Origin of the sequence: Pseudomonas sp. Z1-29 (assembly GCF_051131995.1) — a bacterium.
GTDB lineage: Bacteria > Pseudomonadota > Gammaproteobacteria > Pseudomonadales > Pseudomonadaceae > Aquipseudomonas.
The window spans coordinates 752,068-778,818 of sequence record NZ_CP071645.1 but is presented as its reverse complement, the minus strand read 5'-3'; the positions used below and the strand labels follow the sequence as shown (position 1 = coordinate 778,818).

At 63.4% G+C, this 26,751-nt stretch carries 26 protein-coding genes; 9 read left to right on the top strand and 17 right to left on the bottom strand.

Annotation, left to right across the window (positions count from 1 at the left end; all coding sequences use genetic code 11):
- Genes J3P84_RS03685 through J3P84_RS03670 form a run of 4 tightly spaced genes read right to left on the bottom strand, consistent with a single transcriptional unit; the run spans nucleotide 1 to nucleotide 7,743 of the window.
- Nucleotides 1–4,569, bottom strand: a complete 4,569-nt coding sequence (locus J3P84_RS03685; protein WP_434631147.1) for an alpha-2-macroglobulin family protein — start codon at nucleotides 4,567–4,569, stop codon at nucleotides 1–3.
- Nucleotides 4,566–5,225, bottom strand: a complete 660-nt coding sequence (locus J3P84_RS03680; RefSeq protein WP_434627877.1) for a DUF1175 domain-containing protein — start codon at nucleotides 5,223–5,225, stop codon at nucleotides 4,566–4,568. The genes J3P84_RS03685 and J3P84_RS03680 overlap by 4 nt, the downstream gene beginning before the upstream one ends.
- Entirely contained in the window at nucleotides 5,210–6,919 is a 1,710-nt protein-coding gene (locus tag J3P84_RS03675; RefSeq protein WP_434627874.1) for a DUF2138 domain-containing protein, read from the bottom strand. Before J3P84_RS03675 ends, J3P84_RS03680 begins: the two co-directional genes overlap by 16 nt.
- A 35-nt stretch (nucleotides 6,920–6,954) precedes the next feature.
- A complete protein-coding gene (locus J3P84_RS03670; RefSeq protein ID WP_434627871.1) occupies nucleotides 6,955–7,743 on the bottom strand; it encodes a YfaP family protein in 789 nt (262 codons plus the stop codon).
- Nucleotides 7,744–8,012: 269 nt separating this feature from the next.
- Between J3P84_RS03670 and J3P84_RS03665 the strand changes: the two genes are divergently transcribed.
- The 5 genes from J3P84_RS03665 (at nucleotide 8,013) to J3P84_RS03645 (ending at nucleotide 14,552) form a co-directional block, all read left to right on the top strand.
- Nucleotides 8,013–9,149, top strand: coding sequence for a Fic family protein (locus J3P84_RS03665; protein ID WP_434627868.1), 1,137 nt, complete (start codon nucleotides 8,013–8,015; stop codon nucleotides 9,147–9,149).
- 232 nt (nucleotides 9,150–9,381) lie between these two features.
- The gene (locus tag J3P84_RS03660) at nucleotides 9,382–9,624 is read left to right on the top strand and encodes an exodeoxyribonuclease VII small subunit (RefSeq protein WP_305498501.1); all 243 of its coding nucleotides are present in this window, start codon (nucleotides 9,382–9,384) and stop codon (nucleotides 9,622–9,624) included.
- The gene (ispA, locus tag J3P84_RS03655; RefSeq protein WP_434627865.1) at nucleotides 9,621–10,508 is read left to right on the top strand and encodes a (2E,6E)-farnesyl diphosphate synthase; all 888 of its coding nucleotides are present in this window, start codon (nucleotides 9,621–9,623) and stop codon (nucleotides 10,506–10,508) included. Before J3P84_RS03660 ends, ispA begins: the two co-directional genes overlap by 4 nt.
- 114 nt (nucleotides 10,509–10,622) lie before the next feature.
- Nucleotides 10,623–12,521, top strand: coding sequence for a 1-deoxy-D-xylulose-5-phosphate synthase (gene dxs, locus J3P84_RS03650; RefSeq protein ID WP_434627862.1), 1,899 nt, complete (start codon nucleotides 10,623–10,625; stop codon nucleotides 12,519–12,521).
- A 150-nt stretch (nucleotides 12,522–12,671) separates the two neighbouring features.
- A complete protein-coding gene (locus J3P84_RS03645; protein WP_434627859.1) occupies nucleotides 12,672–14,552 on the top strand; it encodes a TonB-dependent receptor domain-containing protein in 1,881 nt (626 codons plus the stop codon).
- Between the two features lie 119 nt (nucleotides 14,553–14,671).
- On the opposite strand, the gene J3P84_RS03640 is transcribed toward J3P84_RS03645, so the two are convergent.
- The 12 genes from J3P84_RS03640 to nrdR form a co-directional block, all read right to left on the bottom strand.
- Nucleotides 14,672–15,457 carry a cobalamin-binding protein gene (locus tag J3P84_RS03640; protein WP_434627856.1) on the bottom strand — a complete coding sequence of 262 codons (786 nt, stop codon included), beginning with the start codon at nucleotides 15,455–15,457 and terminating at the stop codon, nucleotides 14,672–14,674.
- The gene (locus J3P84_RS03635) at nucleotides 15,457–15,876 is read right to left on the bottom strand and encodes an MFS transporter (RefSeq protein ID WP_434627853.1); all 420 of its coding nucleotides are present in this window, start codon (nucleotides 15,874–15,876) and stop codon (nucleotides 15,457–15,459) included. Before J3P84_RS03635 ends, J3P84_RS03640 begins: the two co-directional genes overlap by 1 nt.
- Nucleotides 15,873–16,490, bottom strand: coding sequence for a GTP cyclohydrolase II (gene ribA / locus J3P84_RS03630; protein ID WP_305498489.1), 618 nt, complete (start codon nucleotides 16,488–16,490; stop codon nucleotides 15,873–15,875). The genes J3P84_RS03635 and ribA overlap by 4 nt, the downstream gene beginning before the upstream one ends.
- A gap of 109 nt (nucleotides 16,491–16,599) precedes the next feature.
- Complete coding sequence (locus J3P84_RS03625) at nucleotides 16,600–17,358, bottom strand: substrate-binding periplasmic protein (protein WP_434601967.1); 759 nt, start codon at nucleotides 17,356–17,358, stop codon at nucleotides 16,600–16,602.
- Nucleotides 17,359–17,369: 11 nt separating this feature from the next.
- Nucleotides 17,370–17,873, bottom strand: a complete 504-nt coding sequence (locus J3P84_RS03620) for a phosphatidylglycerophosphatase A family protein (RefSeq protein ID WP_030140455.1) — start codon at nucleotides 17,871–17,873, stop codon at nucleotides 17,370–17,372.
- A complete protein-coding gene (gene thiL, locus J3P84_RS03615; protein WP_434627849.1) occupies nucleotides 17,870–18,832 on the bottom strand; it encodes a thiamine-phosphate kinase in 963 nt (320 codons plus the stop codon). The genes J3P84_RS03620 and thiL overlap by 4 nt, the downstream gene beginning before the upstream one ends.
- Nucleotides 18,833–18,850: 18 nt before the next feature.
- On the bottom strand, nucleotides 18,851–19,351 hold the full coding sequence (nusB, locus tag J3P84_RS03610; protein ID WP_305498485.1) for a transcription antitermination factor NusB: 501 nt from the start codon (nucleotides 19,349–19,351) through the stop codon (nucleotides 18,851–18,853).
- Nucleotides 19,348–19,824 carry a 6,7-dimethyl-8-ribityllumazine synthase gene (gene ribH / locus J3P84_RS03605; protein WP_039594266.1) on the bottom strand — a complete coding sequence of 159 codons (477 nt, stop codon included), beginning with the start codon at nucleotides 19,822–19,824 and terminating at the stop codon, nucleotides 19,348–19,350. Before ribH ends, nusB begins: the two co-directional genes overlap by 4 nt.
- 154 nt (nucleotides 19,825–19,978) lie before the next feature.
- Complete coding sequence (ribBA, locus tag J3P84_RS03600) at nucleotides 19,979–21,070, bottom strand: bifunctional 3,4-dihydroxy-2-butanone-4-phosphate synthase/GTP cyclohydrolase II (RefSeq protein ID WP_305498480.1); 1,092 nt, start codon at nucleotides 21,068–21,070, stop codon at nucleotides 19,979–19,981.
- A 16-nt stretch (nucleotides 21,071–21,086) separates the two neighbouring features.
- Nucleotides 21,087–21,749 carry a riboflavin synthase gene (locus tag J3P84_RS03595; protein WP_123343996.1) on the bottom strand — a complete coding sequence of 221 codons (663 nt, stop codon included), beginning with the start codon at nucleotides 21,747–21,749 and terminating at the stop codon, nucleotides 21,087–21,089.
- Nucleotides 21,750–21,795: 46 nt separating this feature from the next.
- Nucleotides 21,796–22,929, bottom strand: coding sequence for a bifunctional diaminohydroxyphosphoribosylaminopyrimidine deaminase/5-amino-6-(5-phosphoribosylamino)uracil reductase RibD (ribD, locus tag J3P84_RS03590; RefSeq protein ID WP_434627844.1), 1,134 nt, complete (start codon nucleotides 22,927–22,929; stop codon nucleotides 21,796–21,798).
- Nucleotides 22,926–23,390: a transcriptional regulator NrdR gene (gene nrdR / locus J3P84_RS03585; protein WP_013694316.1), complete on the bottom strand. Its 465-nt coding sequence runs from the start codon at nucleotides 23,388–23,390 to the stop codon at nucleotides 22,926–22,928. Before nrdR ends, ribD begins: the two co-directional genes overlap by 4 nt.
- Nucleotides 23,391–23,517: 127 nt before the next feature.
- On the opposite strand from nrdR, the gene J3P84_RS03580 reads away from it, so the two are divergent.
- From J3P84_RS03580 to trxA, 3 genes are all read left to right on the top strand, one after another.
- Complete coding sequence (locus J3P84_RS03580) at nucleotides 23,518–23,982, top strand: YbaY family lipoprotein (protein ID WP_434627841.1); 465 nt, start codon at nucleotides 23,518–23,520, stop codon at nucleotides 23,980–23,982.
- Nucleotides 23,979–24,635, top strand: coding sequence for a class I SAM-dependent methyltransferase (locus J3P84_RS03575; RefSeq protein WP_434627838.1), 657 nt, complete (start codon nucleotides 23,979–23,981; stop codon nucleotides 24,633–24,635). Before J3P84_RS03580 ends, J3P84_RS03575 begins: the two co-directional genes overlap by 4 nt.
- A gap of 187 nt (nucleotides 24,636–24,822) precedes the next feature.
- On the top strand, nucleotides 24,823–25,695 hold the full coding sequence (gene trxA / locus J3P84_RS03570; protein ID WP_434627835.1) for a thioredoxin: 873 nt from the start codon (nucleotides 24,823–24,825) through the stop codon (nucleotides 25,693–25,695).
- On the opposite strand, the gene J3P84_RS03565 is transcribed toward trxA, so the two are convergent.
- Entirely contained in the window at nucleotides 25,689–26,036 is a 348-nt protein-coding gene (locus J3P84_RS03565; RefSeq protein WP_434627832.1) for a hypothetical protein, read from the bottom strand. The genes trxA and J3P84_RS03565 overlap by 7 nt on opposite strands.
- 120 nt (nucleotides 26,037–26,156) lie before the next feature.
- Between J3P84_RS03565 and J3P84_RS03560 the strand changes: the two genes are divergently transcribed.
- A complete protein-coding gene (locus tag J3P84_RS03560) occupies nucleotides 26,157–26,741 on the top strand; it encodes a DUF2796 domain-containing protein (protein ID WP_434627829.1) in 585 nt (194 codons plus the stop codon).
- The last annotated feature ends 10 nt before the right edge of the window (nucleotides 26,742–26,751 follow it).

The following is a 26,751-nucleotide window of genomic DNA, read 5'->3' as shown; positions in this document are numbered from 1 at the left end:
TCAGTTGACCGTCACCTGACCGAGCGCCGGTTTCTGTTCGCGAGCCTGGTTTTGCGGCGCATACACCTGGGTGAAACGCACCGGCGGCAGGGTGAACTGGCCCTTCTGGGAGAAACGCACCAGGTGCCGCAGGCGCAGTTCGCCACTAAGGGCATCCACCGGGACCGCGTAAGCCATCTGGCCCGGCTCGAAACGGGCCTTTTCCAGGGACGTCGGTTCGCTGTCGGCCTTGCCCAGCAACTGGATGCCCCACGTGGTGCGCTCCACATCAGCGCCCGGCGGCAGCGGCACTTCGAGCATGCCGTAGCGCAGCGGCGTCGAGGCCTTGCTGTTGATGATCACTTCATCCAGATAGAGGCTGTCGCTGGACAACGGCTTGTTGCCGACGGCTTCGAGCTTGAAGGTAAACGCTTCGTCGCCCGGGACGAGGCGCGACAGGCGGCGGGTGATGGACACGGCCATCGGCGCAATTGGCGCTTGCTGGCTCTGGAAGCTCAATGACGCCTGCACCGGACGCGCCTGGGCACTGGTCAGGGTCAGCATCGTTGGTAGCTGCGCGCCCTGCCACTGCCAGTAGGTTTCACCGGTCGCGCCCTGCTTGGCTGCCCAGCCTTCGGCCGGTTCCAGGGTTGTGGCCGCCGGTGCCTGTTCGATACTGCGCTGCAACCAAGTCAGGGCCAGGGCACGTTCCAGCGTGGATTGCTGTGGCAACACGCGCTGCAGCAACGCGGCGGCGCGCGCCTGATCGAAGCTCTGCATCGACAAGAGCAAGGCCTCGACGAACGGCTGGGAGCTGAGTTCCAACTGCTGTTGCGCGGCGTCTGCCTGGCGACTGAAGGCCGCCGGCATTGGCACTTTTACCTGCTTGGCCAGCGATGCCGTCAGGACACGGGCGCTGGCCAGGCCGAGGGCTGAATCCGGCGCGTACATGACGAGGCTGTCCTCGCCACTGTCCAGCACGCTCTCGGTGCTGTCTTCGCTGGCCTTCGCCAGGTCGTCCATCAGACCGCTGATCAAGGTGTTCACCGGCAGTTGCATCTGTTTGGCGAACGACAGGATCAGGGCACGTTGCAGCAATGGCGTCTCACCGGCCTGCTTGGCATAGACCTCCAGCACTCGCTGCCAGTGTTCCGGCGGCAGGTTCAGGTCCAGGGCCTTGCTGGCGTGCCAGTCGGCGTAATAAGCGTAGGCGGTGAGGAATGCATCCGGCTCGCCATCCTGGCCCCACCAGGTGAAGCTCGCCGACGGGCCGGCCATCTGCACCAGGCGCAAGCGACTGTTCTGCATGATCAAACGCAAGCGGTCGCGGATCTGCGGGTTCGACGCCAGGGACGGGTAGGCAATACTCAACGGCAACAAGCGGCTGGCGGTCTGTTCGACGCCGCCGTACGGGTAGCTCAACAGGTCGTCCAGGGCCGAACGGAACAGCGCTTGCGGGCTGTCATCCAGGCGCAGGCGAATGTCACTGGCGTCGGCCGGCAGGTTCAGTGGCGTGGCGTCACTCATGACGTCGAGGCGCTGGCTCTGGGTGACTTGCCAACCGTTGCCGCTGGCATTGAGGTGCATGGCCAGGGCGTCCTGGGTTTCGCCATTGAGTTGCAACTGCACGGTCAAGTCGCCGTTGCTCAGCTCCATGGTCGGCAGCGCGACGTAGTTGATGCCATTTTTCAGGTCCGCGACCACACGCTGTTCGGCGCCGGCGTAGCGGATCAACAGTTCGGCCTTGAGCGGTTTTTCCGACTGGCTGAAGACGAACAGGCCCAGTTGCGGCTTGTCGCCCACGCGGAAGCGGGTCGGGCCGCTCCACTTCAGGTACAGCGGTTTTTCCGAGGCGATGAACTGCTTCTTCTGCCCCACCTGGCCGTCGTCAGCGATTGCCTTGGCGGTGATGCGCCAGCGGGTCAGGGAGTCCGGCATCTTGAAGGTAAAGCGGGCCTTGCCGTTGGCGTCGGTGACCAGCTCCGGTTGCCATGCGGCGGTGTCGACGTCTTCGCGACGCGGCCGTTCCAGCACCTTGACGCCACGCTCGCTGCGGTTGGCCTTGCCCGGTGCGCCAGGGCTGCCCGGCAGCGCCACGTCGTAGCTGATGAATGACAGGCTGGCGCTGGTGCGCACGTTGTTGCGGCGTGGGTGATAGAAGAACTGGTCGATGGTGGGCGCCACTTCCGGTTGCAGGGCATAGACCATTTCATCGACGACGCTGACGGTCAGGTGCGCCGGGATCGCCTTGCCGGCGAACTGGGTGCCCAAGTCCACGGTTACGGTGTCGCCCGGGCGATACGTGGCTTTATCGGTGGTGATGGCCACGTCGATCTGCGGCGCAACCACCTTGATGCCGGCGTTCTGGAAGCTGTACTGGCCGCCCTTGGTGTACAGCACCGAGAAGGTCAGGTTCGGCGCAAAGTTGTCTTTCACGGCAATGCGCGCGCGGTATTGGGTGTCGCTGAGCTTTTCCATCTTCAGCCAGTCGGCGCCCTTGGTCAGTAGCGCGGTAGCCTCGACCTTGTCCCGCTCCAGGGACAGCAGCGCGTCGCTGACCGGTTCCGGGAAAGTGATCAAGGCCAGGGCTTCGTCACCGGTCTTGTATTCAGGCTTGTCGAAGACGATCTCGACCGTGCCCGGCACGGCCTTGATACCTTCACCGGTTACCGCATGCGCGACCGCGCCAATGACCCGGCCGTGGTCGTCCTTGAGCGTCAGGTTGTAGGTGCCAGGACGCTCGAAGGACAGGCTGAAACCCTTGTCCTTGGCCGCCAGCTTGCCTTCGCCGGTGCTCTGGTCTTCCAGGCGTACCCAGGCGTAGCTGCCCGGGGTCACGGCCTTGGCCTGCTCGTTGCCGCCTTCGTTGGCGTAGCTGAACGACACTTTCTGGCCGACGGCGCTGAACCGCTGGGGAGCGCCCAGGCGGAAATTCGCCGCGCCACGATCGATGAGGATTTCCTTGCTGGTCTTGACCCGATAGGCCGCGCCATCGCTGGCGAATACAGTAAGTGTGTAGCGGCTTGGCTTGTCGGCGGCCGGCAGGTCGAGGACCGCGTTGCCCTTGGCGTCGGTGGTCACTTCGCTGCTGGTCAGCTCCACCGGGAATTGCCCCAGGTATTGCAGCTCGTTATCTACCATCGACAGTTGCTGGGCGCGCAGACTCAGGCTGACCTTGGCGTCCGCCACGGGCTTGCCGTCCGGGTACAGCAACACCAGATTGCCCTTGACCGGCTCGCCGGTGCGGTAATCCTGCTTGGCGAGGTTCAGGGCGATTTCGAAATGCGGCTTGACGTATTCAGCCACGCGAAAGGCGCTGCTGTAGAGCTGATCCTTGTAGCTGAAGCGCAACTCATAACCACCGGCCACGGCATTTTCCGGCAATTGGAAACGGCCCTGGGTGCCGGCCTTGGAGTCGAGTTTCAGGGCCAGGGTTTGCAGCGCAGTGCCGGTCGCGTCCAGCACGCTGACGTTGACGTCGGCGGCGGTCGGTTGCACCGAGTCGCGGGCGTTCTTGAACTCCCGGCCAACGATCTTCAGTGACACCCAATCCCCCGGCCGGTACAGCGGCCGGTCAGTGAACGCGTAAAGCTTGGTGTCGTAGATTTCGCTGTCGTAGTAAAAGTTTTCCGAGACGAACACCCCGCCCTCTTCGTCCTCGCCAATGACGAACGAACGCTCCGGGCTGACGTGCTTGAGGCGCAGCAGGCCGTCTTCATCGGTGGCACCGCTGCTCATCACGCCCAGGCCGTCGGTCCACAGCACGTTGACCTTGGGCACCGAACGGCCCTCATGCTTGCGCGCGGCCCAGACCAGCAATTCGTCGCCGGCAATCTTGCTCACGGCCACGGTGTTGGAGACAAAGACCATCGTCGTCGCCCGGTACTTGCCGATCAGCGCTTCCACCAGGTACAGGCCCGGCTTCAACTGGCCCAGCGGGACGTAGACATTGCCCGGCGCGACGCTGACAAAGTCGCTGGACGAACCGGCCAGGTCGACGCCGGCCGGTGGCTGGATCGGTTTGGCCTGCCACAGCGGATAGCGGAACTGGCTGACCACCGGCAAGCCGGGGATCAAGGCGAATTGCGCTGGAGCGTCGTACGGGGTCGGCGCGATCAGGGCATTGCCGACCTTCAGCTCCGGCACTTCTTCAGTGACTTGCTGGCGGGACTCGTAGGAGAACGCCCGCTGCATCACCCGGCGGGACTTGCGATACCAGTTGTCCCACAGGTACGCGAGGGTATTGGACAAGCCTTCGCCCTTGAACTGGCCGTCGCTGACCACGCGATGCAGGTTCTTCTGGCGCTTGAGGAACTCCAGTGGCTTTTCGATGCGATAGACGCGGATATCGGCGCCGCCGTAGGGCTCCATGCGGAACCGGCGGTAGTCGCGACCCGGCGCTTCGAGACGGACCATCGCCTGCTCGTCGCTGGCGAAACTGCTGTCGGCTAGCAGGAAGAAGCTTTCACCGGACACCGGCGTGTAGCCGCTGGGCTCCACGGTGTCTTCGGCATTCACGAGAGGTGCCAGCAACAGGGCAAACAGCAGGGGCAGTTTCGAACACAAGCGCAGCATGCGGGCACCGGTCATTGGGTGAGAAAGTTGAGTCGATAGACGCCGATGAAGTTGGGGTTGGCTGCGTCGGGTATCCATCGGGTGTCCTTCCAGTTCATGAGTTGTTGCAGGCTTGCGGAACGCATGCCGTTGTCAGTGGGGGTGGTAGTGCCGGTGTGATAGGCGATGTAGCGGCCCATCCAGATCATCAGGTGCTGGTCGTCGCCCTGGTCGAAGAACATCAGGTCGCCGGGCCGGGCCTGGGTGACATCGCGGCCCACCAGACGGCTGTTGAACTGGATCAGCTTGATCGCGTTGACATAGGGCCCGACCTTGCCGCCGCCCTGTTGCCATTGCTGGGCGAGGCGCCGTTGCGCATCGCTCAGCGGCAGCTCCGGCGGCAGGTAGCGGTTGGACAGGCCATTGCTGCGCAACCATTTCTGGTCATGGACTTTCAGCGCTTCGTTGGCAGCGAAACGCACCAGTCCGGCGCAGTCCTGCTGGTACCAACGCGGGCTCGGGCCTTTGCTCAGTTGTTCCTGGGCGATGCGCACGAACCAGGCCCGAAAGACCTGGGATTGTTGCGCATCCAGCGGCGGCGCCTCGTCGGCGAACGCCCGCGCGCCGAGCAGCAATGCCAGCAGCAGCGCCAATCCGGGAGTGCGGATCAGTCCTGTCACAGCGCTTTCCATTCCAGCGGCAACCATTGCCAATGGCCGTCCGGCTCGCTGCCTGCAGGCAAGGTCAGGGCGTATTTGCCGTAGCCGCCGAGGGTGCGCAGTTTCGGAATCAGGTAGGTTTGCGCGGCGTTATAGAACACCGGTTCCATGTCCTGGGGCAGGCTGTCGAGGGTTTCGCGCTGCATCAGTTGCGCCATGGAGTCGGGGCCAAAGTAGACCGGCATCAACTGGTCCTTGGGCACTACATCGGCCATGGGCGGAAAGCGTTTGTCGAGGGTGCCGAGGGCCTTGTCGACCAGTTTGTCGTCAAGGGAGAACAGCAGGGTCGAACCGTGGCGTGCCAGGCTGATACGCATGAACGCCTTGCCGGTGATCGACTCGGGCTGCTCAGCGTCCTTGGCCAGGTAGGGGCCGAAGTTGGAGCTGACCTGGCGTTGCCATTGGTGCATCGCGCCTTGCTGCTTCTCTACAACCGGGAACGCATGTTCGGCGACATTGTTTTCATAGGCGCCCACCATCGAACCGAACAGCTTGCCCAGGTCGGCGTCGAGCTTGCCGTCGTCTTCGTTCAGGTTTGCCACCAGCAGCGGGGTGTACAGGCGCGACTCGGCGTACCAGCACAGGCCTGCCGCACCCGCCACGTGATCAACCATGGCCTGGGCGGCTTTTTCGTCGGCACCGAGTTTTACCAGCAGGGGCTTCTGCTGCTCGGCGGCCAGGGGCAAGGCTACGCAAGCACTGGCGCCCATCGGCATGGCTTGCCAGATTGGCTTGAAATCGAAGTCCGGCTGGTTCTCCAATTCGTCCATGGCCAGGAAGCTGTGCCAGCCCTTGTCGTCCATGTCGAAACGCAAGCCGGCGAAGTTCGGAATGAAACGCTGGTAACCCATGGCGAGCACGCTGGCGTTGACCGAGATGCGCTGCTTGACCTGCGGCGCCTTGGGCGGCAGGCCGAAGGCTTCCGGGAAGAGTTTCTCACCGGCCAGCAACGCTTCGAGGGCCTGGGTCGAGATCATGCCCGGTTCGTCGGTAGGGCCACTTCCCTGGTCGTAGAGCTTGGTCGGGTTGGACAGCACCACCAGCTTGTCGCCATGGGACGCGAAGACCAGGGATTTGCTGGCGTTATAGCTCAGTTGGTAGAGCGCGACTTCGTCGCCGCCTACCTTCAGGTCGCCGAGCTTGCTCAACTGGGTGTCGTCCAGGGCGACTTTCGCCAACGGCTCCAGCACCTTCGCCAATCCGCCACGGTCCATCACCAGCAGGAAATCCTTGAGTCGGCCGTCCGCACCGCGCCACAGCGCGACGTCGGCTGGCTGGTCGAAAAGCTGCTCAATCAGGCTGTCCTGCAGCTTGAGATCATGCTCGTAAATGATCCGGCGCAGGCTGCCAATCAGGCCGAGGCGGTCGGCGTGAGCTTCGTAATAGAAGACGAAATCCTCGGTGAGCGTGGCCTTGAGGAACGGCACGGCCAGCAGGTCCTTGGGCAATTGGCTCAAGGAGTGCGCCTCGAGCAGACCGTCGGGACGGCTCACGCCGAGCTTTTCCAACGCCAGCTCCGTGGGCGGCGCCTTGGGCTTGGTCATGAACCAGCCCAACCCGGCGGCCACGCCGGTCACCAGGCATAGCCCGATCAGTATCGCCGGCCAGCGGCGCACTGGTTTGGCGACAGGGGTCGGCGTGGTCGGGGAAGCAGTGTTGTCGCTCATATTCACAAGGGCCTGTTCATCCGTGGAGCGGATACTTAGTAATTGAAAGTCTTGACCAGCAACAGATCGCCAATGGCGCGCAGGGGCACGACAAAGGTCTCGCGTTTTTCATCGACGGTGTTTTCGTTGAGCACCAGGTTGATCTGCGAGGTGATCACCTCGTTCTGGTTGCTCGTTTCATCGAAGTTGTAGCCGCCGCTGCCGTAGTTGCCCCAATAGTTCACGTAGACCAGGTAGGTACCGTGCATCGGCGCGGTCATGGTGAACATCTCGGGGCCGGGGCCATCGACGCCGTCCGGGTCGAGGCCGCCGCCATTGCTCAGCGCCGGCTGGCCGAAGAATGCATGCTGGCCATCGGGTGTGACGATATGCAGGTCGAGTTCGGCCTTGGGGTCGTCCCAGCCCAGCACCACGCGAATTTGCGCCGGGGTGCGCAGGTTGTTGGCTTCATAAAATTGCACGCGCTTGAGGGACTGGCCTTCGGAGCTGCGCACCTCGACGCTGTTGGAGCCGGCGCCAAAGGCATACGGCCGGGCAAAACGCCCCTCGTCGTCGGTATAGAGATTCAACGGGTTGCCGTTGACTGCCAGGCTGTGGGGCTGGCGCGCCGCGCCCATGTCCTTGATCCGACCTTCGATCATCGTGCGATTGCGCTGGATGCCTCGGTCAATGGGCGGTGTCGGATAGGCGACCTGAGGGTTTTCCGTGCGATCGAGCAAGCCGCTATAACGCCAGCCACCGACCGGCTCCGACAACTCGGCCGAAGGCCCGGCCCACGCCAAAGGCGCACCGAGCAGCACGATCGATAAAAAAAGAAAACGCACGAATGCCTCCTGCCATGCACAACGCAACCCGGCGCCCTTCCCCGGGCGCTGTTTGTCATTATTCGGATTACGTCTGAAGGCCCCGTTACAAGGGGCCGTAGATGGCGCGAAGAGTAGCCATTTGACGGATTTTTCACAATCGGGGAACGCGCGATTCTGTGTGCGAAATCACGGACTGAGAATAGCGTGAGCCGAATAGGGACTTTATTCGGCTCACTAAATGAGCCGAATAGCGCTATTATTCGGCTCACTCACTTTTGGACAGACTCATGGCAGCTCATTGGATCTGGCAGCAGGCCGAATGGCCCGACTTTCACTGGCAAGCTGAAGCATTGGCGCCGGCGCTAAGGGAATGCGTACAGGCGCAAGGTCGGTTGCTGGGCATGACGGGCGCGGTCACGGCGTCAATCAGCGTGCAGAACGAACTTGATGCCTTGTTGCAAAACATCGTGTCCTCTTCAGCTATCGAAGGAGAACAGTTGAATGTCGGCTCGGTGCGCTCGTCCCTGGCCCGCCGCCTGGGCCTGGAACACGCCGATGACACTTCGGTCACTCAGCGCAGCGAAGGCTTGGCGAAGCTGCTGTTGGATGCGACTCGGCATTTCAACCAGCCCTTGACTGTCGAACGCTTGCTGGAATGGCATGAGTGGCTATTTCCTGATCAAATCAGCGACCTTGCCCATCGGCGGATCCGCATAGGTGCACTGCGCGGTGACGAACCGATGCAAGTGGTTTCGGGAAGGCTGGAGCGGCCTACCGTGCATTTCGAAGCGCCGCCTCGAAAAGGACTTGAGCAACAATTGCAACAGTTCATCGACTGGTTCGAAGCCAGCCGTCATCAGTCCAGCATTGATCCGCTGCTACGTGCCGGCATCGCTCATTTCTGGTTTGTAACCCTGCACCCATTCGACGATGGCAATGGCCGCCTGACACGCACCCTGACCGATCTTGCACTGGCCCAGGGCGAGGCCCAGGCGATCCGTTTCCACGCGATGTCGGTGAGCATTCTGGATGATCGCGTTGGTTATTACCGAATCCTGGAAAACAGCCAGAGGGCCACGCTGGATATCACCGACTGGTTGAACTGGTTCCTGCAAACGCTTTTGCGCAGCCTGCAGAAGGCAATGACCAATATCGAAAGTGTTCTGGGCAAGACGCGTTTCTGGCAAGTCCATCGCGACTCGGCGCTCTCACCGGAACAGATCAAAGCGCTGGACCGATTGCTCGACGGTGATGAAAAGGGGTTCGAGCAGGGCATCAGCGCAGCTCAGTACCAAGCCGTGGCCAAGGTCTCCAAGGCAACGGCCACGCGACACCTGACGGAGCTGTTGGAGAAGGGCTGCCTGGAGCGGATGCCCGGCGGGGGACGCAGCACCCGTTATCGCATCAATTATCCAGCTGACTGAATACCCCGTGGCGAGGGAGCTTGCTCCCGCTCGACTGCGCAGCAGTCGCAATCTGGGTAAGCCTGCGCAGCGTTGGGCCTGCTTCGCAGCCCAGCGGGAGCAAGCTCCCTCGCCACAAAAGCGGTCCGTCTCAGCTCACCCGCTGCGCTGCGATAAACCCCACCCTGATTTGCCCCAACCCCCCATGTCTGCTAGTGTCGCGCCGGTTTAACAGTCAACCGGAATAGCCGCCATGGCCCGCAAGAAAGCTGCACTGGATTTCGAACAATCTCTGGCCGACCTGCAAGCGCTGGTCGAACGCCTGGAGAACGGCGAACTGTCGCTGGAAGACTCGCTGACCGCTTTCGAGCAGGGTATCGGCTTGACTCGCGACTGCCAGGCGGCGCTGGCCCAGGCCGAGCAGAAAGTGCAACTGCTGCTGGAACGCGACGGCGAGCTGACCGAAGAACCGTTCGACGCGGAACAGCCTGAATGATCGGCGCGTATCAGGCCAGCAGTCAGGCCCGGGTCAATGCCGCGCTGGACAGCTTGTTCGCCGCCCCGAGCCCTGAACTGGCGCGACTGTACGAAGCCATGCGCTATAGCGTGATGAACGGCGGCAAGCGCGTGCGTCCGTTGCTCGCCTATGCCGCGTGCGAAGCCCTTGGCGGCGCTGCCGAGCAGGCCAACGGCGCGGCCTGCGCGGTGGAGCTGATCCACGCCTATTCGCTGGTGCACGACGACTTGCCGGCCATGGACGATGACGACCTGCGTCGCGGCCAGCCGACCACGCACAAGAAATTCGACGAAGCCTGCGCGATCCTCGCAGGCGACGGTTTGCAAAGCCTGGCTTTCAGCGCCCTGCTGGACCCGGCCCTGAGCAATTGCCCGGCAGAGGTTCGCCTGGACATGATCAGCGCCCTGGCACAAGCGGCAGGCCCGGCTGGCATGGTCGGCGGCCAGGCCATCGACCTCGGTTCGGTGGGCTTGAAACTCGACCAGGACGCCCTGGAATACATGCATCGGCACAAGACCGGCGCGCTGATCGAAGCCAGCGTCCGGCTCGGCGCCCTGGCCAGCGGCCGGGCTACGCCTGAACAGCTGCAAGCCCTGCAAACCTACGCCCGGGCCATCGGCCTGGCCTTCCAGGTGCAGGACGATATTCTCGACGTCGAAAGCGATACCCAGACTCTCGGCAAACGCCAGGGCGCCGACATCGCCCGTGACAAGCCGACCTACCCGGCCCTGCTCGGACTCGAGGCCGCCAAGGCCTACGCGATGGAGCTGCGCGACCAGGCCCTGGACGCGCTGCGACCCTTTGACGCGGCCGCCGAACCGTTGCGCGAGCTGGCGCGTTATATCGTCGAACGACGCAGCTGATACACGGTCAACCCAATTACATGTGCGTATCGGCCAAGTTCCGGCCAACGCGTGGGCAGCTTGCGATGCATAAGGTAAACTGCCGCCTCTTTTATACCTATAACGATTCGCCTGATGCCCACGACGTTCCAAGAGATTCCCCGCACACGCCCGTCCACGCCCTTGCTGGACCGCGCCAACACGCCGGACGGCTTGCGTCGGCTGGGTGAAGCCGAGCTGGAAACCCTGGCCGATGAGTTGCGCCTGGAATTGCTCTACACGGTCGGCCAGACCGGTGGGCATTTCGGCGCTGGCCTGGGCGTCATCGAGCTGACCATCGCCCTGCATTACGTCTTCGACACTCCGGACGATCGCCTGGTGTGGGACGTTGGCCATCAGGCCTACCCGCATAAAATCCTCACCGGCCGCCGCGACCGCATGGGCACGCTGCGCCAGAAGGACGGCATCGCGGCTTTTCCGCGCCGTTCCGAGAGCGAGTACGACACCTTTGGCGTCGGTCATTCCAGCACCTCCATCAGCGCTGCCCTTGGCATGGCCATTGCCGCCCGCCTGCAGAACAGCGAACGCAAGGCGATCGCCGTGATCGGCGATGGTGCGTTGACGGCGGGCATGGCCTTCGAGGCGCTGAACCACGCCCCTGAAGTCGACGCCAACATGCTGGTGATCCTCAACGACAACGACATGTCGATCTCGCGCAATGTCGGCGGCTTGTCCAACTACCTGGCGAAGATCCTCTCCAGCCGCACCTACGCGAGCATGCGCGAAGGCAGCAAGAAGGTCTTGTCGCGCCTGCCCGGCGCCTGGGAAATCGCCCGCCGTACCGAAGAATATGCCAAGGGCATGCTGGTCCCCGGCACGCTGTTCGAAGAGCTGGGCTGGAACTACATCGGTCCCATCGACGGCCACGATCTGCCGACGCTGATCGCCACCCTGCGCAACATGCGCGATCTCAAGGGCCCGCAGTTCCTGCACGTGGTCACCAAGAAAGGCAAAGGCTTCGCTCCGGCGGAAGTCGACCCGATCGGCTATCACGCGATCACCAAGCTCGAACCCCTGGATGCCCCCGCCGCCGCGCCGAAAAAGGCCGGCGGACCGAAGTATTCCGGCGTGTTCGGCCAATGGCTGTGCGACATGGCCGACGCCGACCCGCGCCTGGTGGGCATTACCCCGGCGATGAAGGAAGGTTCGGACCTGGTGGCGTTCAGCGAACGTTACCCGCAGCGTTATTTCGACGTGGCAATTGCCGAACAGCATGCCGTTACGCTCGCCGCCGGCATGGCCTGCGAAGGCGCCAAACCGGTGGTGGCGATCTATTCGACGTTCCTGCAACGCGGCTATGACCAACTGGTGCATGACGTCGCCGTGCAGAACCTCGACGTGCTGTTCGCCATTGACCGGGCGGGCCTGGTGGGCGAAGACGGTCCGACCCATGCCGGCAGCTTCGACCTGTCCTACCTGCGCTGCATCCCCGGCATGCTGGTGATGACGCCGAGCGACGAGAACGAATTGCGCAAGATGCTCACCACCGGCCACCTGTTCAACGGTCCGGCGGCGGTGCGCTACCCGCGTGGCACCGGCCCGAATGCAACGATCGAAAGCGACCTGGAGCCGATCGAGATCGGCAAAGGCGTGATCCGCCGCCACGGCAAGCAAACCGCCCTGCTGGTGTTTGGTGTACAGCTGGCGGAAGCCTTGAAGGTCGCCGAAAAACTCGACGCCACCGTGGTGGACATGCGTTTCGTCAAACCGCTGGACGAAGCCCTGGTGCGCGAGATGGCCGGCAGCCACGAACTGCTCGCGACCATCGAGGAGAACGCCATCATGGGCGGCGCCGGCGCGGCGGTCAGCGAGTTCCTGGCCCGGGAAAACATCCTCAAGTCGGTGCTGCACCTGGGGTTGCCGGACATCTACGTCGAGCACGCCAAGCCGGCGCAGATGCTCGCCGAATGCGGGCTGGACGAGCTGGGGATCGAAGCGGCGGTGCGGCTGCGGTTGCAGTTGCTGGGCCTGTAACTCTCCAGACTTCATTGAGCCTTTGTGGGAGCGAGCCTGCTCGCGAAAGCGTTGGATCAGTCGACCGCTGTATTGACTGACCTGACGCTTTCGCGAGCAGGCTCGCTCCCACATTGGTTTTTGTGTGGACCCAAAAATCACGGAACATCAATGAAACGCCGCCTCACCCTAGCCCTCGCCCTGCTCCCGACCTTCAACCTGCTCGCCGAGACCTTCGAACGCGACCAGGCCCTCAAGCTGCCTGACATCCTGATCAGCGCCAATCGCCAGGTCGAGGCGCGCAATGACAGCAGCGCCGCCAACACAATCTTCACCCGCGACGACATCGAACGCCTGCAACCGGCCAGTGTCACCGACCTGCTCAGCCGCGTGCCCGGCGTACAGGTGGCGCCGTTGGGCGGGCGCGGCAGCCTGCCGGGGATCTACATTCGCGGCACCAAGTCGGCCCAGAGCCTGGTGCTGGTGGACGGCCAGCGCATCGGCAACGCGACCTCCGGCGACAGCAATCTGCAACGCTTGAATATCAACCAGATCGAACGGGTGGAAGTGCTGCGCGGTTCGCGCTCGGTGATCTACGGCGCCGATGCGGTGGGCGGGGTCATTCAGATTTTCACCCGTCGAGGCGCCCAACAAGGCCTGCAGCCACGCCTGCATATGGGCGTCGGCAATCATCAGACCTGGGAGCGCAGCCTCGGTCTGTCCGGTGGCGACGAGCAGACCCGTTTCAACCTGGGCGCCAGCCTCGACGAAAGCGAGGGGAGCAATCGGACCCATGAGTCCTACGCCAGCGACCGCGACGCCGATGCCAACCGCAACCAGTCCTTCAGTCTCAGCCTGAGCCATGCAGCCAGCGACGACCTGGAAGTTGGCCTGAACCTGCTGGATAACCGTGGCAAAAGCGAATACGACAACCCGTTCGGCCGCTTCGACCCCAACACCTTCGAATCGCTGCCCCAGCAGCCCTACAGTGAATTTGCGGTCAGCAGTTTCAGCGGTTATGTCGATGGGCGGATCAACGACGCGTGGAAATCTCGCCTCGAGCTGGGCCACAGCGAGAACCGGGAAAAAACGTTCGACAAGCTCAGCGATGTCCGGGAGGTGTTCAACACTTATCGCGACTCGCTGACCTGGCAGAACGACGTGACCCTGGACGAACGCAACAGCCTGATCCTCGGCGGCGACTGGTACCAGGACCGCGTCAACAGCACCACGCCGTTCGACGAAGACAGCCGCTGGAATCGTGCGGCATTCATCCAGCACCGATTCCAGGCCGAAACGTTCTCGACCGAGCTGGGCCTGCGCCGCGACCAGAACCAGCAGTTCGGCGGCCAGAACAGCTGGAGCGGCACCCTTACCCTGCCGGTCAACCCGACCAACGACGTGTTGCTGACTTACAGCGAAAGCTTCCGCGCGCCGACCTTCAACGATCTTTACTACCCGGACTTCAGCAACCCGGACCTGAAACCCGAGACGGCCAGAAGCTACGAATTGCAATGGCGCAGCCAACTGAGCGACAGCGCTCGCCTGGAAGCGTCCCTGTACCGCACGAACCTGGAAGACGCGATCATCTTCGGCAGCAATTCACGGCCGCAAAACGTCGCTTCGGCGCGGATCAACGGTTTCGAAATGGCCTACCGGCAGGAACTGTTCGGCTGGCAGGGCAACCTCGGCCTGGCGATCATCGACCCGCGCGACCGCGACAGCGGCCACACCCTGGCACGCCGCGCCCGCCGCACGTTGAGCCTCGACCTGGACCGGCAATTCGATCGCCTCGGCCTCGGCGCGAGCTGGCAAGCGGTGAGCAGCAGTTACGACGACGAAAACAACCGCAACGCCCTGGGCGGCTATGCGCTGCTCGGAGTGCGCGGCAGTTGGGCGTTGAGCCGGGAAGTGAAGCTTGAGATGAAGGTCGATAACCTGCTGGACCAGAATTACAGCCGGGCGCTGTATAGCCATGACGGGGAACAGTATGGGTATCGGGAGGAAGGGCGGGCGTGGTTGTTTGGGGTGACCTGGACGCCTTCCCTCTGATCCGGAATCTTTAGGGATTAAATCGGCCTCTTCGCGAGCAGGCTCGCTCCCACAGTGGATTGCGGTGAATACGCCACCCCCTGTGGGAGCGGGCCTGCTCGCGAAAGGCGCACCGCGGTCTACCGGTCTGGCGCAATCAACTCACACAACCGCGCCGTCGCCTCGATCATCTGCCCGCTGGCCCGCTCCAGACCTTTATCCTTGACCAGCAACAACCGCCCCTGCGCCACCGGCCAGGCTTTCCAGGCGTCAAGCTGCGCCTGCTCCGTAGCCAGGACCACCTGCGGTTGGCGCTGCAATACCGACTCCACGCTCACTTGCGGCGCCGGCAGGTCCAGGTCTGCAAAGACGTTGCGCGCGCCGCACACTGACAACGCATCACTGATGATCTGTCGGCCGCCCACGGTGTACAGCGGCCGATCCCAGACCTGATAGAACACCGGCAACGGCGTCTCCCGTCGGTAGCGTTGGCGCAGCGTCTCCAGGCGCAAGCGCAATTGCGCTGCCCGTTGCACGCCCCGCTCCGGGCGGCCGAGCTGGGCGGCGATGTCTTCGATTTGGTGGAGGAGCTGGTCGAGGCTGTGGGACTCGGCGATATAAATCGGAATGCCCAGGCCCTTGAGCTGTTCGCGCTGGGCCGGGCCGATACTGCCGGGCCAGAGCAGGAGCAGATCGGGCTGGAGGCTAAGCAAGCGCTCCATATCCAGCTGGCCATAACGGCCCACCGACGGCAGGTCCTTCAGGACCGGTGGACGATCGCCACCGTCCAGCACACCCACCAGCAGGTCGGCGGAGCCTAGTTCAACGACAATTTCAGAGAGCGACGGCGCCAGGCTGACGACACGATTGGCCGCCGCCGTCGAAGCGCTGGCGGCCAGCAGCAGAACCGCCAGCCAGAGACGCATCAGCCGAGCTGGCGCGGGATGCGGTACAGGTAGAACAGCACCGCCGTGGATAACGCCAGGAGCATCAGCGGTACCGCTTCCAACCCGACAAACACCGCCAGCGCGCCAATCCATGCCGGCAGGCCTGCCGCCAGAAACGCTGCGCGACGCCGAGCCGCGAGAGTGATCCAGGCTTGGGGTTCTTCCGGTGTATCGAGGGATTTCTGCGTGGCGACCAGGGCGTTTTTATAACCGCCGAAAAATCGCAGGCTGACAAACATCGACGCCACGCCGGCGATAAACAGCGGCATCGCCAACACCGGCAGAATCGCTTCGCCCTGGCCGAACACCGCGTTGATCACGAACAGCGGCAGCAACGCCAGCGCCAGGTATTGCCACCAACTGACGGCCAGCCGCCGCCGAACCTGACCACGCGTCACGCCCGGTCGACCTCGCCCTGGTGCTCGTTGCCCATCATGTGGTCGAGCTTGCTGGCCTTGGTTGCCAGGTAAAGCTTGTTGTGCGGGTTGTGCCCGGTATGCAGCGGCACGCGCTCCGCCACCACTACGCCCATGTCGGTCAATGCCTTGACCTTGCGCGGGTTGTTGGTCATCAGTCGCAAGGACTTGATGCCCAGGTGTTCGAGCATCGGTTGGCAAATGCTGTAGTCACGCAAGTCGGCGGCAAACCCGAGGCGCTCGTTGGCTTCGACAGTATCGGCGCCGCCGTCTTGCAGCTCGTAGGCACGGATCTTGTTCAACAGGCCGATGCCGCGGCCTTCCTGGCGCAGGTACAGCAGTACGCCACGGCCCTCGCGAGCAATGGCCTGCAGGGCCGCTTCGAGTTGCGAGCCGCAGTCGCAGCGCTGGCTGAACAAGGCATCGCCCGTCAGGCATTCGGAGTGCAGGCGACCGAGTACCGGAGCGCCGTCGGCGAAATCACCCAGGCTGAGCACGACGTGCTCGCGGCCGGTGGCTTCATCGAGAAAACCATGCATGGTGAATTGCGCAAAGGGTGTTGGCAGCTTGGAAGCGGCAACAAAAACGACAGGCACCGGTGTGCTCCTGATCTAGTACTGGAGATTCGCAGAGGCGGGCATTGTAACAGCACGATCCGACAGACGCTTAGGCTGAATTATCAACCATTACCATCGAAAAGTTTGATCACGGCTTTGGTGGCTTGCCACTCTCGTCGAAGGGATAGGGCTGCTTCCACCGTTCGAAAATCGGCTTCAATTGGCCGCTTTTCACCAGCACGTCCATGCGCCGGTCGAACAGTGCACGCAAGGCACGTCCGTTTTCGGTGTCGGCAAAGCCCAGGTAAAGCGGCAGGTTGATCAGCGCAGAGAGCTTGAACTGCTGGGGGTCGTCGGCCTTGGCGAGTACATCCTGGATTTCCATCAACGCATCGATATAAAAATCGGCACGGTCGTGGACCAGCATCGGCAGGATCCCCACGGAGCGGTGGATTTCATTGAAGCGCCGGATGTTCGGCAGGTAGTTGTTGTATTCGTACCCGCGCATCCACACCAGCCGGTAATTACCCACCGTGGCCAACGTGGGAGAGGGCTTTGACGCCAGGCCCAACGCATAGATGTGATCGACGTCGTAGTGCCAATTGGGGTAGAGCACCCCCTCGGATTCGTCGCGATAGGCACCGACCTGCACGTCGACTTCGCCACGCTGCACCAGGCCGATCGAACGGGTGTAAGGCACGCTGCGGGTTTCCAGCTTGACGCCTTCGGGTTCGAACACCTCGCGCAGGATATCCCAGGCCATGCCCTGGCCATCCGCCTGGGTGTAGTCGGCCCACTCCTCGCTGGCCGCGCGGATCTTGCCGGGCAACGGCGCCGACTCGGCCACGCGAACACCGAGCAACGCCCCGAGACACAACAACAGCAACAGTGTGCGGCTTACGCCCATGCCTGGTTCCCTCAGGTAAAACACCACACCAACCCTTGCATTGCCAGCCAGGCGAACACGCCGGCCAATACGTCATCGAGCATGATGCCTACCCCGCCGTGTACATGCCGATCGATCCAGCGGATCGGCCACGGCTTGAGGATATCGAAGAAGCGGAACACCAGGAAACCCGTCAACAACCAATACCAGCCTTCCGGTACCAGCCACAGGGTAATCCACATGCCGACCATCTCGTCCCAGACGATGCCTTCATGGTCGTGCACCCGCAAATCATCCGCCACTTTGCCGCACAGCCAGAAGCCGAACAGCATGGTGATGCCGAGCATCAGCCAGTAGCCCCAATCCGGCAACATCTGCCACAACGGTATGAAGGGTAGCGCAACCAGCGAGCCCCATGTGCCTGGCGCTTTGGGCAACGTGCCCGAACCGAAGCCAAACGCCATGAAATGCCAGGGATTGCGCCAGACCGAGGGCGGAACGAATTCTGCCGGAACCTGGTTGGGATGATCTGTCACGGTGTCTCCCGAAAATGTTGATAGCCCCGGATTGGCGGGGTGATGTCCTGTCCAAGGCTGTCGACCAGCATGACGCCCTGCCCCGCCGTGACACTGCCGACCACATGAATCGGCCAGCCTTCGGCGAGAAGTGCCGACAATCGGACCGGCGGCAGGGTGAACAGCAACACATAGTCGTCGCCGCCACTCAGGGCGGCATGTTGTGCCTGCGGCAGGCCAAACGCCAACAGAGCGTTGGACAACGGCAACCGGTCCCGTTCAACCCGTAACGCCACGCCGGATGCCAGCGCGATATGCCCGCAGTCCGCCAACAACCCATCGGAAATGTCCATTGCCGCGCTGGCCTTGCCCCGTAGAGCCAGGCCAAGGCCGATCTGCGGTTGTGGCGACCAGTAGTGAGCCAGCAGCGGCTCGGCGATAGCAGGCTCGGCACTGCGCTCGCCGAGAACCAGCGGCAACGCGCCAGCCGCATTGCCCAGGTCACCACCGACGCAAAGCAGATCGCCGGGTTGCGCGCCGCTGCGGGTCAGCGCCTGGCCGCACGGCACGCGGCCGAACACGGTCATGGTCAGGCTCAACGGCCCGCGGGTGGTATCGCCCCCCACCAGTGCTACACCACAAGCCTGGGCCATCTGGTTCAGGCCACGGGCATACGCCTGCAGCCAATCGGCGGCCACCGTCGGCAAGGTCAGGGCGAGGGTAAAGGCGAGAGGACTGGCGCCCATGGCGGCCAGGTCGCTGACCGCCACGGCCAGCGAGCGCTGGCCGAGCAGGAACGGGTCGCAAGGGTCCGGAAAATGCACACCGGCCACGAGCGTGTCGGTGGATACCGCGAGCTGTTCTCCGGGAGGAACGGCCAGCAGGGCGCAATCGTCGCCGATTCCGAGCGCAACGCCCTCGCCGCCTTGCGCACAGGCAGCGGCGGCAAAGTAGTGACGGATCAGCTCAAATTCGCCCATAGCCGCTACAAGCGCCAATCAGCGCTTGAACGCCTTCACTTCGGCTTCACGCAGACGCGGGGCGAGCTTGTCGAGTACGCCGTTGACGAACTTGTGGCCATCGGTGGAACCGAAGACTTTCGCCAGCTCGATCCCTTCGTTGATCACCACGCGGTACGGTACGTCGACGCGCTGCATCAGTTCCCAGGTGGACAGGCGCAACACAGCCAGCTCAACCGGGTCCAGTTCATCGATCGTCAGGTCCAGGCAAGGTGCCAGGGCCGTATCGATTTCGGTCTTGTGGGCCGGGACGCCATGCAGGATCTCGCGGAAATACGCGCCATCGACATCGCTGAAGTCGTTATCGACGCGAAACTGCGCTTCGATCTCGTTCAGCGACTGCTTGGCCATGTGCCATTGGTACAGGGCCTGGGTCGCGAGCTGACGGGCTTCGCGGCGCTTGACGCTCTTCGAAGGCTTGCCGGCGTCGGCCGGTTTCGGCTCGCGCGGATTGAAACGATCGCTTTCGTCGCTAATCACTTGGCCTCCAACTGCGCCAGCAGGCTGACCATTTCCAGGGCGGACAGGGCAGCTTCGGCACCTTTGTTACCGGCCTTGGTGCCGGAACGTTCGATGGCTTGTTCGATGGAATCAACGGTCAGCACGCCGAAGGCAACCGGTACGCCGAATTCCATGGACACCTGGGCCAGGCCCTTGGTGCATTCGCCGGCCACGTATTCGAAGTGTGGAGTACCGCCACGAATGACCGCGCCGAGGGCGATGATCGCCGCAAATTCGCCTTTTTGTGCGACTTTCTGCGCAACCAGCGGAATTTCGAAGGCGCCAGGGGCACGGATAATGGTGATGTCGCCTTCGCTCACGCCATGGCGAACCAGGGCATCGACCGCACCGTCGACCAGGCTCTCAACCACAAAGCTGTTGAAACGGCCGACTACCAGCGCGTAGCGGCCCTTGGGGGCGATGAAGGTACCTTCGATGGTCTTCAGGGTCATTCGTCAGTTCTCTTAAAGAGCCGGAGCACGTTCTATACGTGCTCCTCAGTGATATTAGTCTCGAATACAGCGCCGCAGATTCCGTCCTGTTGCCCACTTGCACAGCTTTTGTGGATCCGACAAGCCTGAACTACAAGCCGGAATCCGCAGGCCATTATTCGGAGGGCACGTATTCTACAACTTCCAGATCGAAACCGGATATCGCATTAAATTTCATCGGTGCGCTCATCAGGCGCATTTTGCGTACGCCCAGGTCGCGCAGGATCTGCGAACCGGCCCCGACGATGCTGTAGGTGGTCGGTTTTTTCACCGGTTGATGTTCGGTGGTTTCGCGAATGTGCGCCAGCAGCACATCGCCATCGAGCGGGTGCCCGAGCAACAGCACCACGCCGCTGCCGGCCTCGGCTACCGCGGCCATGGCCGCGCGCAGGCTCCAGCGGCCCGGCTGCTTGACCATCAGCAGGTCACGCAGTGGGTCCATGTTGTGCACGCGAACCAGAGTCGGTTCTTCGGCGCACACGGTTCCCAGGGTCAGCGCCATGTGCACGTCGCCTTCCACCGAATCGCGGTAGGTCACCAGGTTGAACTGGCCCAGTTCGCTGTCCAGCGGCTGCTCGGCAATCCGCTGAACGGTACGCTCGTGGATCATCCGGTAGTGGATCAGATCGGCAATGGTGCCGATCTTGATGTCGTGCTCGGCAGCGAAAGCCTCAAGCTCGGCGCGACGGGACATGGTGCCGTCGTCGTTCATCACTTCGCAGATGACGCCGGCGGGCTCGAAACCGGCCATACGCGCGAGGTCGCACGCCGCTTCGGTGTGGCCGGCGCGGGCCAGGGTGCCGCCGGCCTGGGCCATCAGCGGGAAGATGTGACCGGGGCTGACGATGTCTTCGGCCCTGGCGTCGGCGGCCGCAGCGGCCTGCACGGTACGCGCCCGGTCCGCGGCGGAAATACCGGTGGTCACGCCCTCGGCGGCCTCGATGGACACGGTGAACTTGGTGCCGAACCCGGAACCGTTGCGTGGCGCCATCAACGGCAGCTTCAGCAGCTCGCAGCGCTCACGGGTCATCGGCATGCAGATCAGGCCACGGGCGTGCTTGGCCATGAAATTGATGTGTTCGGCCTTGCAGCATTCGGCGGCCATGATCAGGTCGCCTTCGTTCTCGCGGTCTTCGTCATCCATGAGGATGACCATCTTGCCTTGGCGGATGTCTTCAACCAGTTCTTCGATGCTATTGAGCGCCACGCGGCACCCCCTTGGGTCAGGATTTGAGGTAGCCGTTGGCGGCCAGAAAGCTTTCAGTGATGTTACCGGCCGCAGGTTCGGCAGCCTTGTCGCCCAGCAACAGGCGCTCCAGGTAACGGGCCAGCAGGTCGACCTCAAGGTTGACCCGGCGACCAGGCCGGTACGAGGCCATGATGGTTTCGCTCAGCGTGTGCGGGATGATCGTCAGCAGGAATTCGGCGCCATCCACCGCGTTGACGGTCAGGCTGGTGCCGTCGACCGTGATCGAGCCCTTGTGGGCGATGTACTTGGCGAGTTCTTTCGGAGCGCGGATACGAAACTCCACGGCCCGGGCGTTATCGCTGCGCGACACCACTTCACCGACGCCATCCACATGACCGCTGACCAGGTGCCCGCCCAGGCGGGTAGTCGGGGTCAGGGCTTTTTCCAGGTTGACCGGGCTGCCGCTCTTGAGGTCGTTCATCGCGGTGCAGTCGAGGGTTTCCCGGCTGACGTCCGCCAGGAAACCATTGCCAGGCAGTTCCACGGCGGTCAGGCAGACGCCGTTCACGGCGATGCTGTCGCCCAGCTTGACGTCGCTCAGGTCGAGCTTGCCGGTTTCGACGTGGACCCGCACATCGCCGCCCTTGGGAGTGAGTGCACGGATGCTGCCGATGGATTCGATGATGCCGGTAAACATGGAGTCCTCCTCGAGAACGGACCGTCGCTTGCGCGAAAGCCGGGAATTATACGCTGGCCTGCGGAGCGGGGACGGCGATGACTCGCCAGTCATCGCCCACGGCGCGAATGTCGGTGATTTGAAGCTGCGGCGCGTCTTTCATCTGCGCCAGCGGCCAATCGAGCAATGGCCGCGCCGTGGATCCGAGGAACTTGCCGGCGATGAAAATCTGGAATTCGTCGACCAACCCCTGCCGGGCGAAAGCACCCGCCAGGCGCGGGCCGGCTTCCACCAGCACTTCATTGACGCCACGGGCCGCCAGCTCCAGCAGCAGGCGATGCAGATCGACCTGGCCATCTTCCCCGGCGACGATCATGCATTCAGGGCCGTTGGCGTACTGTTCCTCAACCGCCATGCAGGTAGCGACAAGCGCCGGGCCGGCTCTGAAGAACGGCGCATCCAGCGGCACCCGCAGACGACCGTCCACCAGCACCCGCAGCGCCGGACGGCTCATGGCCAACGCGGTCTGCTCGGCGTCCAGCCCAAGCTCATCGGCACGCACGGTCAGCCGGGCGTTGTCCGCCAGCACCGTATCGGCGCCGGTCAGCACCACGCTGGCCTGGGCGCGCAGGCGTTGCACCGCCGAGCGAGCGGCGGGGCCGGTGATCCATTGGCTCTCGCCGCTTTCCATGGCGGTACGGCCATCCAGGCTCATGGCAAGCTTGACCCGCACGAACGGCAGGCCGTGCTCCATGCGCTTGAGAAACCCTTCGTTAAGCTTGCGCGCTTCGCCTTCGAGCACGCCGCTTTGTGTGGCGATGCCGGCCTGGGCGAGACGTTGCAGGCCGCGCCCGGCGACTTCCGGATTGGGGTCCTGCATTGCCGCGACCACCCGCGCCACGCCGGCATTGACCAGCGCATCGGCGCAGGGCGGCGTGCGCCCATGGTGGCTGCAAGGTTCGAGGGTCACGTAGGCCGTCGCGCCCCGGGCTTTGTCAGCGGCGGCGCGCAGGGCATGGACTTCGGCATGGGGTTCACCGGCGCGGATGTGCCAGCCTTCGCCGACCACCACCCCGTCGCGCACGATAACGCAACCGACCCGGGGGTTGGGGTGGGTGCTGTAGTGACCGCGCCGCGCCAGTTCCAGGGCGCGGGCCATGTAGTGGGCGTCGAGGACGGCCTGCTGCGCCGCGCCGGTCATTCTTTCACCGGTTCGCGGGCCAGGCGGTCGATTTCCTCGCGGAACTCGTTGAGGTCTTGGAAACGCCGGTACACCGAGGCGAAGCGGATATAGGCCACTTCGTCGAGTTTTTGCAGCTCGGCCATGACCAGCTCACCGACGACGAGGGACTTGACCTCACGCTCGCCCGTCGCGCGCAGCTTGTGCTTGATGTGCACCAGCGCCGCTTCCAGGCGCTCGACGCTCACCGGGCGTTTTTCCAGGGCGCGCTGCATGCCGGCGCGCAGTTTTTCTTCGTCGAACGGCTGGCGGCTGCCGTCGGTCTTGATCAGGCGCGGCAACACCAGTTCAGCGGTCTCGAACGTCGTGAAACGCTCGCCGCAGGCCAGGCATTCGCGGCGGCGGCGGACCTGTTCGCCCTCGGCGACCAGTCGCGAGTCGATGACTTTGGTGTCGTTGGCACCGCAGAAGGGACAGTGCATGGTGGCAGGCAACAAAAAAAGGGAGGGCCATGGTAGCGCATCCCACTGGCAAGACAAGCCATAGGGTTTACGGTATACAGACGGGCTTATTGTAAGACCCACGGAATTCACCTTGCTGGAGCCACCCATGCCGCTACGATCGCTCGTTTTGCTCAGTCTCTTCAGCCTGCTGATGGCGTGCAGCAGCGACGCCCCCAAGCCCGCTGCCCCCGCCCCGGCCCCAGCGCCGAAACAGGCCCAGGAAAAGGCCCGGCAGGCCACCGAGCTTGGCCCGCTGCCGGCCCATCAGCGCGAATTGAGCGGCACCCTGCAAGGCGTACCGGCCGGCGCCGAAGTCGAACTGGCGCTACTGGTGATCGATGACAAGGACCGCCCGCAACAACTGCTCGCCAGCTCCAGCCTGATCGGCACCAACCAGGCGCTGCCCTTTCGCCTGCGCTTCAATCCGGAAGCGTTCCCGCTCGGCGCCCGTGTCGAGTTGCGCGGCCGCGCCAGCCAGTCCGGCCAACTGATCCTGCATCTGCCGGAACAACGCATCACGCAACCGACCACCCAGGCGCTGGGCGTCCTGCAATTCGTCAAAGCTCCATGAAGGCACCGCAGCACCTTCAAAATGCCTTGGTCGAGCTGCTGGGCGATGCGCGCCTGGTGTCCTGTGCGCTACCCGGCACCGACCTGGCGTTGTGGCTGATCGACGGCGAGAACATGGACCGCGCCTTCAGCCCGGAGGAAACCCGCCGCATCCTCCACGAACCGCCCTACTGGAGTTTCTGCTGGGCCAGCGGCCTGGCGCTGGCCCGCTACCTGGCCGAACGCCCGCAGTGGGTCGAGGGCAAGCGGGTACTGGATTTCGGCGCCGGCTCCGGCGTGGCGGGTATCGCGGCGATCAAGGCCGGGGCGCGCGAAGTGGTGGCCTGCGACCTGGATCCATTGGCGCTTGCCGCGTCACGGGCCAACGCCGCGCTTAACGGCGTAGAACTGAATTATTCAGCGGACTTTTTCGCCGAAGCCGATCGCTTCGACCTGATCCTGGTCGCCGATGTGCTTTATGACCGGGCCAACCTGCCGTTGCTCGACCAGTTCCTCAGCCGTGGCCGCGAGGCGCTGGTGGCGGACTCCCGGGTGCGCGATTTCCAGCATCCGCTGTATCGCCATATTGAAATGCTCGAAGCCATGACTCTGCCGGACCTGGCCGAGCCGGAGGAGTTTCGGCATGTGAGCCTGTACCACGCGCGGCGCGACTGAAAGCTTCGCGAGCAGGCTCGCTCCCCAAGGGATTTTGTTCAGTTAACAGAAGTTGCCGGCACCACAAAACACTGTGGGAGCGAGCCTGCTCGCGAAAGCGGTGCATCAGGCGCCGCAAGTCCCGACTTTCAGCCATCCCCCACCAAGCCGTATAGTTGCCCCATTCAAGCGTTCTACGAGACTTCCCATGACCCAGGACACGCCCTACATCTTCGACGCCACCACTGCCGATTTCGACCAGTCGGTAATCGCCAACTCCTTCCACAAACCGGTGCTGGTGGATTTCTGGGCCGAGTGGTGTGCGCCGTGCAAGGCGCTGATGCCGATGCTGCAAGGCATCGCCGAGAGCTACCAGGGTGAACTGCTGCTGGCCAAGGTCAACTGCGACATCGAGCAGGACATCGTCGCCCGCTTCGGCATTCGCAGCCTGCCCACCGTTGTGTTGTTCAAGGACGGCCAGCCGGTCGACGGCTTTGCCGGTGCCCAGCCGGAATCGGCGGTGCGGGCAATGCTCGAACCCCATGTGCAGATGCCGCCGCCAGCCACCGCCGATCCGCTGGAACAAGCCCAGGCGCTGTTCGACGACGGTCGTTTCGCCGACGCCGAAGCCCTGCTCAAGGCACTGCTGGTGGAAGACAACAGCAACGCCAAGGCGCTGATCCTCTATGCCCGCTGCCTGACCGAGCGCGGCGAGCTGGACGAAGCGCAGACAGTTCTGGATGCCGTGAAAAGTGACGAGCACAAGGCCGCACTGGCCGCTGCCAAGGCGCAGATCCAGTTCCTCGGCCTGGCCAAGGACCTGCCGGACGCCGCCGACCTGAAGGCGCGCCTGGCGAAAGACCCACAGGATGATGAAGCGGCGTATCAACTGGCGATCCAGCAACTGGCGCGCCAGCAGTACGAACCCGCCCTCGATGCGCTGCTCAAGCTGTTCATCCGCAATCGCAGCTACAGCGAAGGCCTGCCACACAAGACCTTGCTCCAAGTGTTCGAGCTGCTGGGCAATGACCACCCGCTGGTGACGACCTATCGCCGCAAGCTGTTCGCCGCGCTTTACTGACCGACCCAGCTGTAGAGCGGCGTATCCCCGCCGCTCAACACCTTGACCTCGGCGCTGTGGCGCAGACGCACCAACAGCCGCTTGCCGGACGAAGCGCTGCCGGTCAGGCCTTCCAGCTGCTCCAGCAAGTCCGGGCCGGTCAATTGCCCGGCCTTGCGCAGCAGCTCCTTGGCGATCTGCCATTGGGCATCGTCCTGACTCGCCGGCCTGGCCGACGGTGTCGTCGCAACCTCGGACTTGGCCACCTGCAGCTGCGCGCCGAGCTGCGCCCAGTCGCCTTCATCCATCTCGATCGTCAAGTCCACCGGCCACTCGCCGACGGTTCCGCGTATCCGCAACATCACCGTGCTCCTGAAGATTTCATCTACGCATGCTCCCATGGGCCTTGCGCGACGCCAAGCAGACGGTCAAACTCTGCGCACTTTCGTTATAAGATTACATAACCTTTCCGGAGACTCGTCATGCGTCGTCTGCTTCTCGCTTTGCCGTTCGCCCTGCTGCCGTTGGCTGTCGCTCACGCGGCCGTCGAGCATGATCACGACCATGACCATGAGCACGGCAGCCTCGGCGCCCATGAACACGGCGTCGCTCGGCTGAACGCCGCGCTGGACGGCCAGACCCTGGAACTGGAGCTGGAGAGCCCGGCGATGAACCTGGTCGGCTTCGAACACGCCGCCACCAGCGATGCCGACAAGGCCAAGGTCGCCGCCGTGCGGGCGCAGCTGGATAAACCCCTGGCGCTGTTCAACCTGCCGGCCGCGGCCAAGTGCACCGTGGCCCATCAGGAGCTGGAGAGCCCGCTTTTCGGCGATGAGCCGGACCATGAAGACCACGACGAAGACGGCGACGAGCATCACGACGAGCACAGCGAGATCCATGCCCACTACCAGTTCACCTGCGCCGCTCCGGGCGCCTTGAAGAACCTGGACCTGGCGACCCTGTTCAAAACCTTCCCGGCCACCCAGAAAATTCAGGTACAACTGATCGGCCCGAGCGGTCAGCAAGGCGTTGAAGTGACGGCAAAGGCCCCTGCACTGAAATTCTGATCCACCGCAA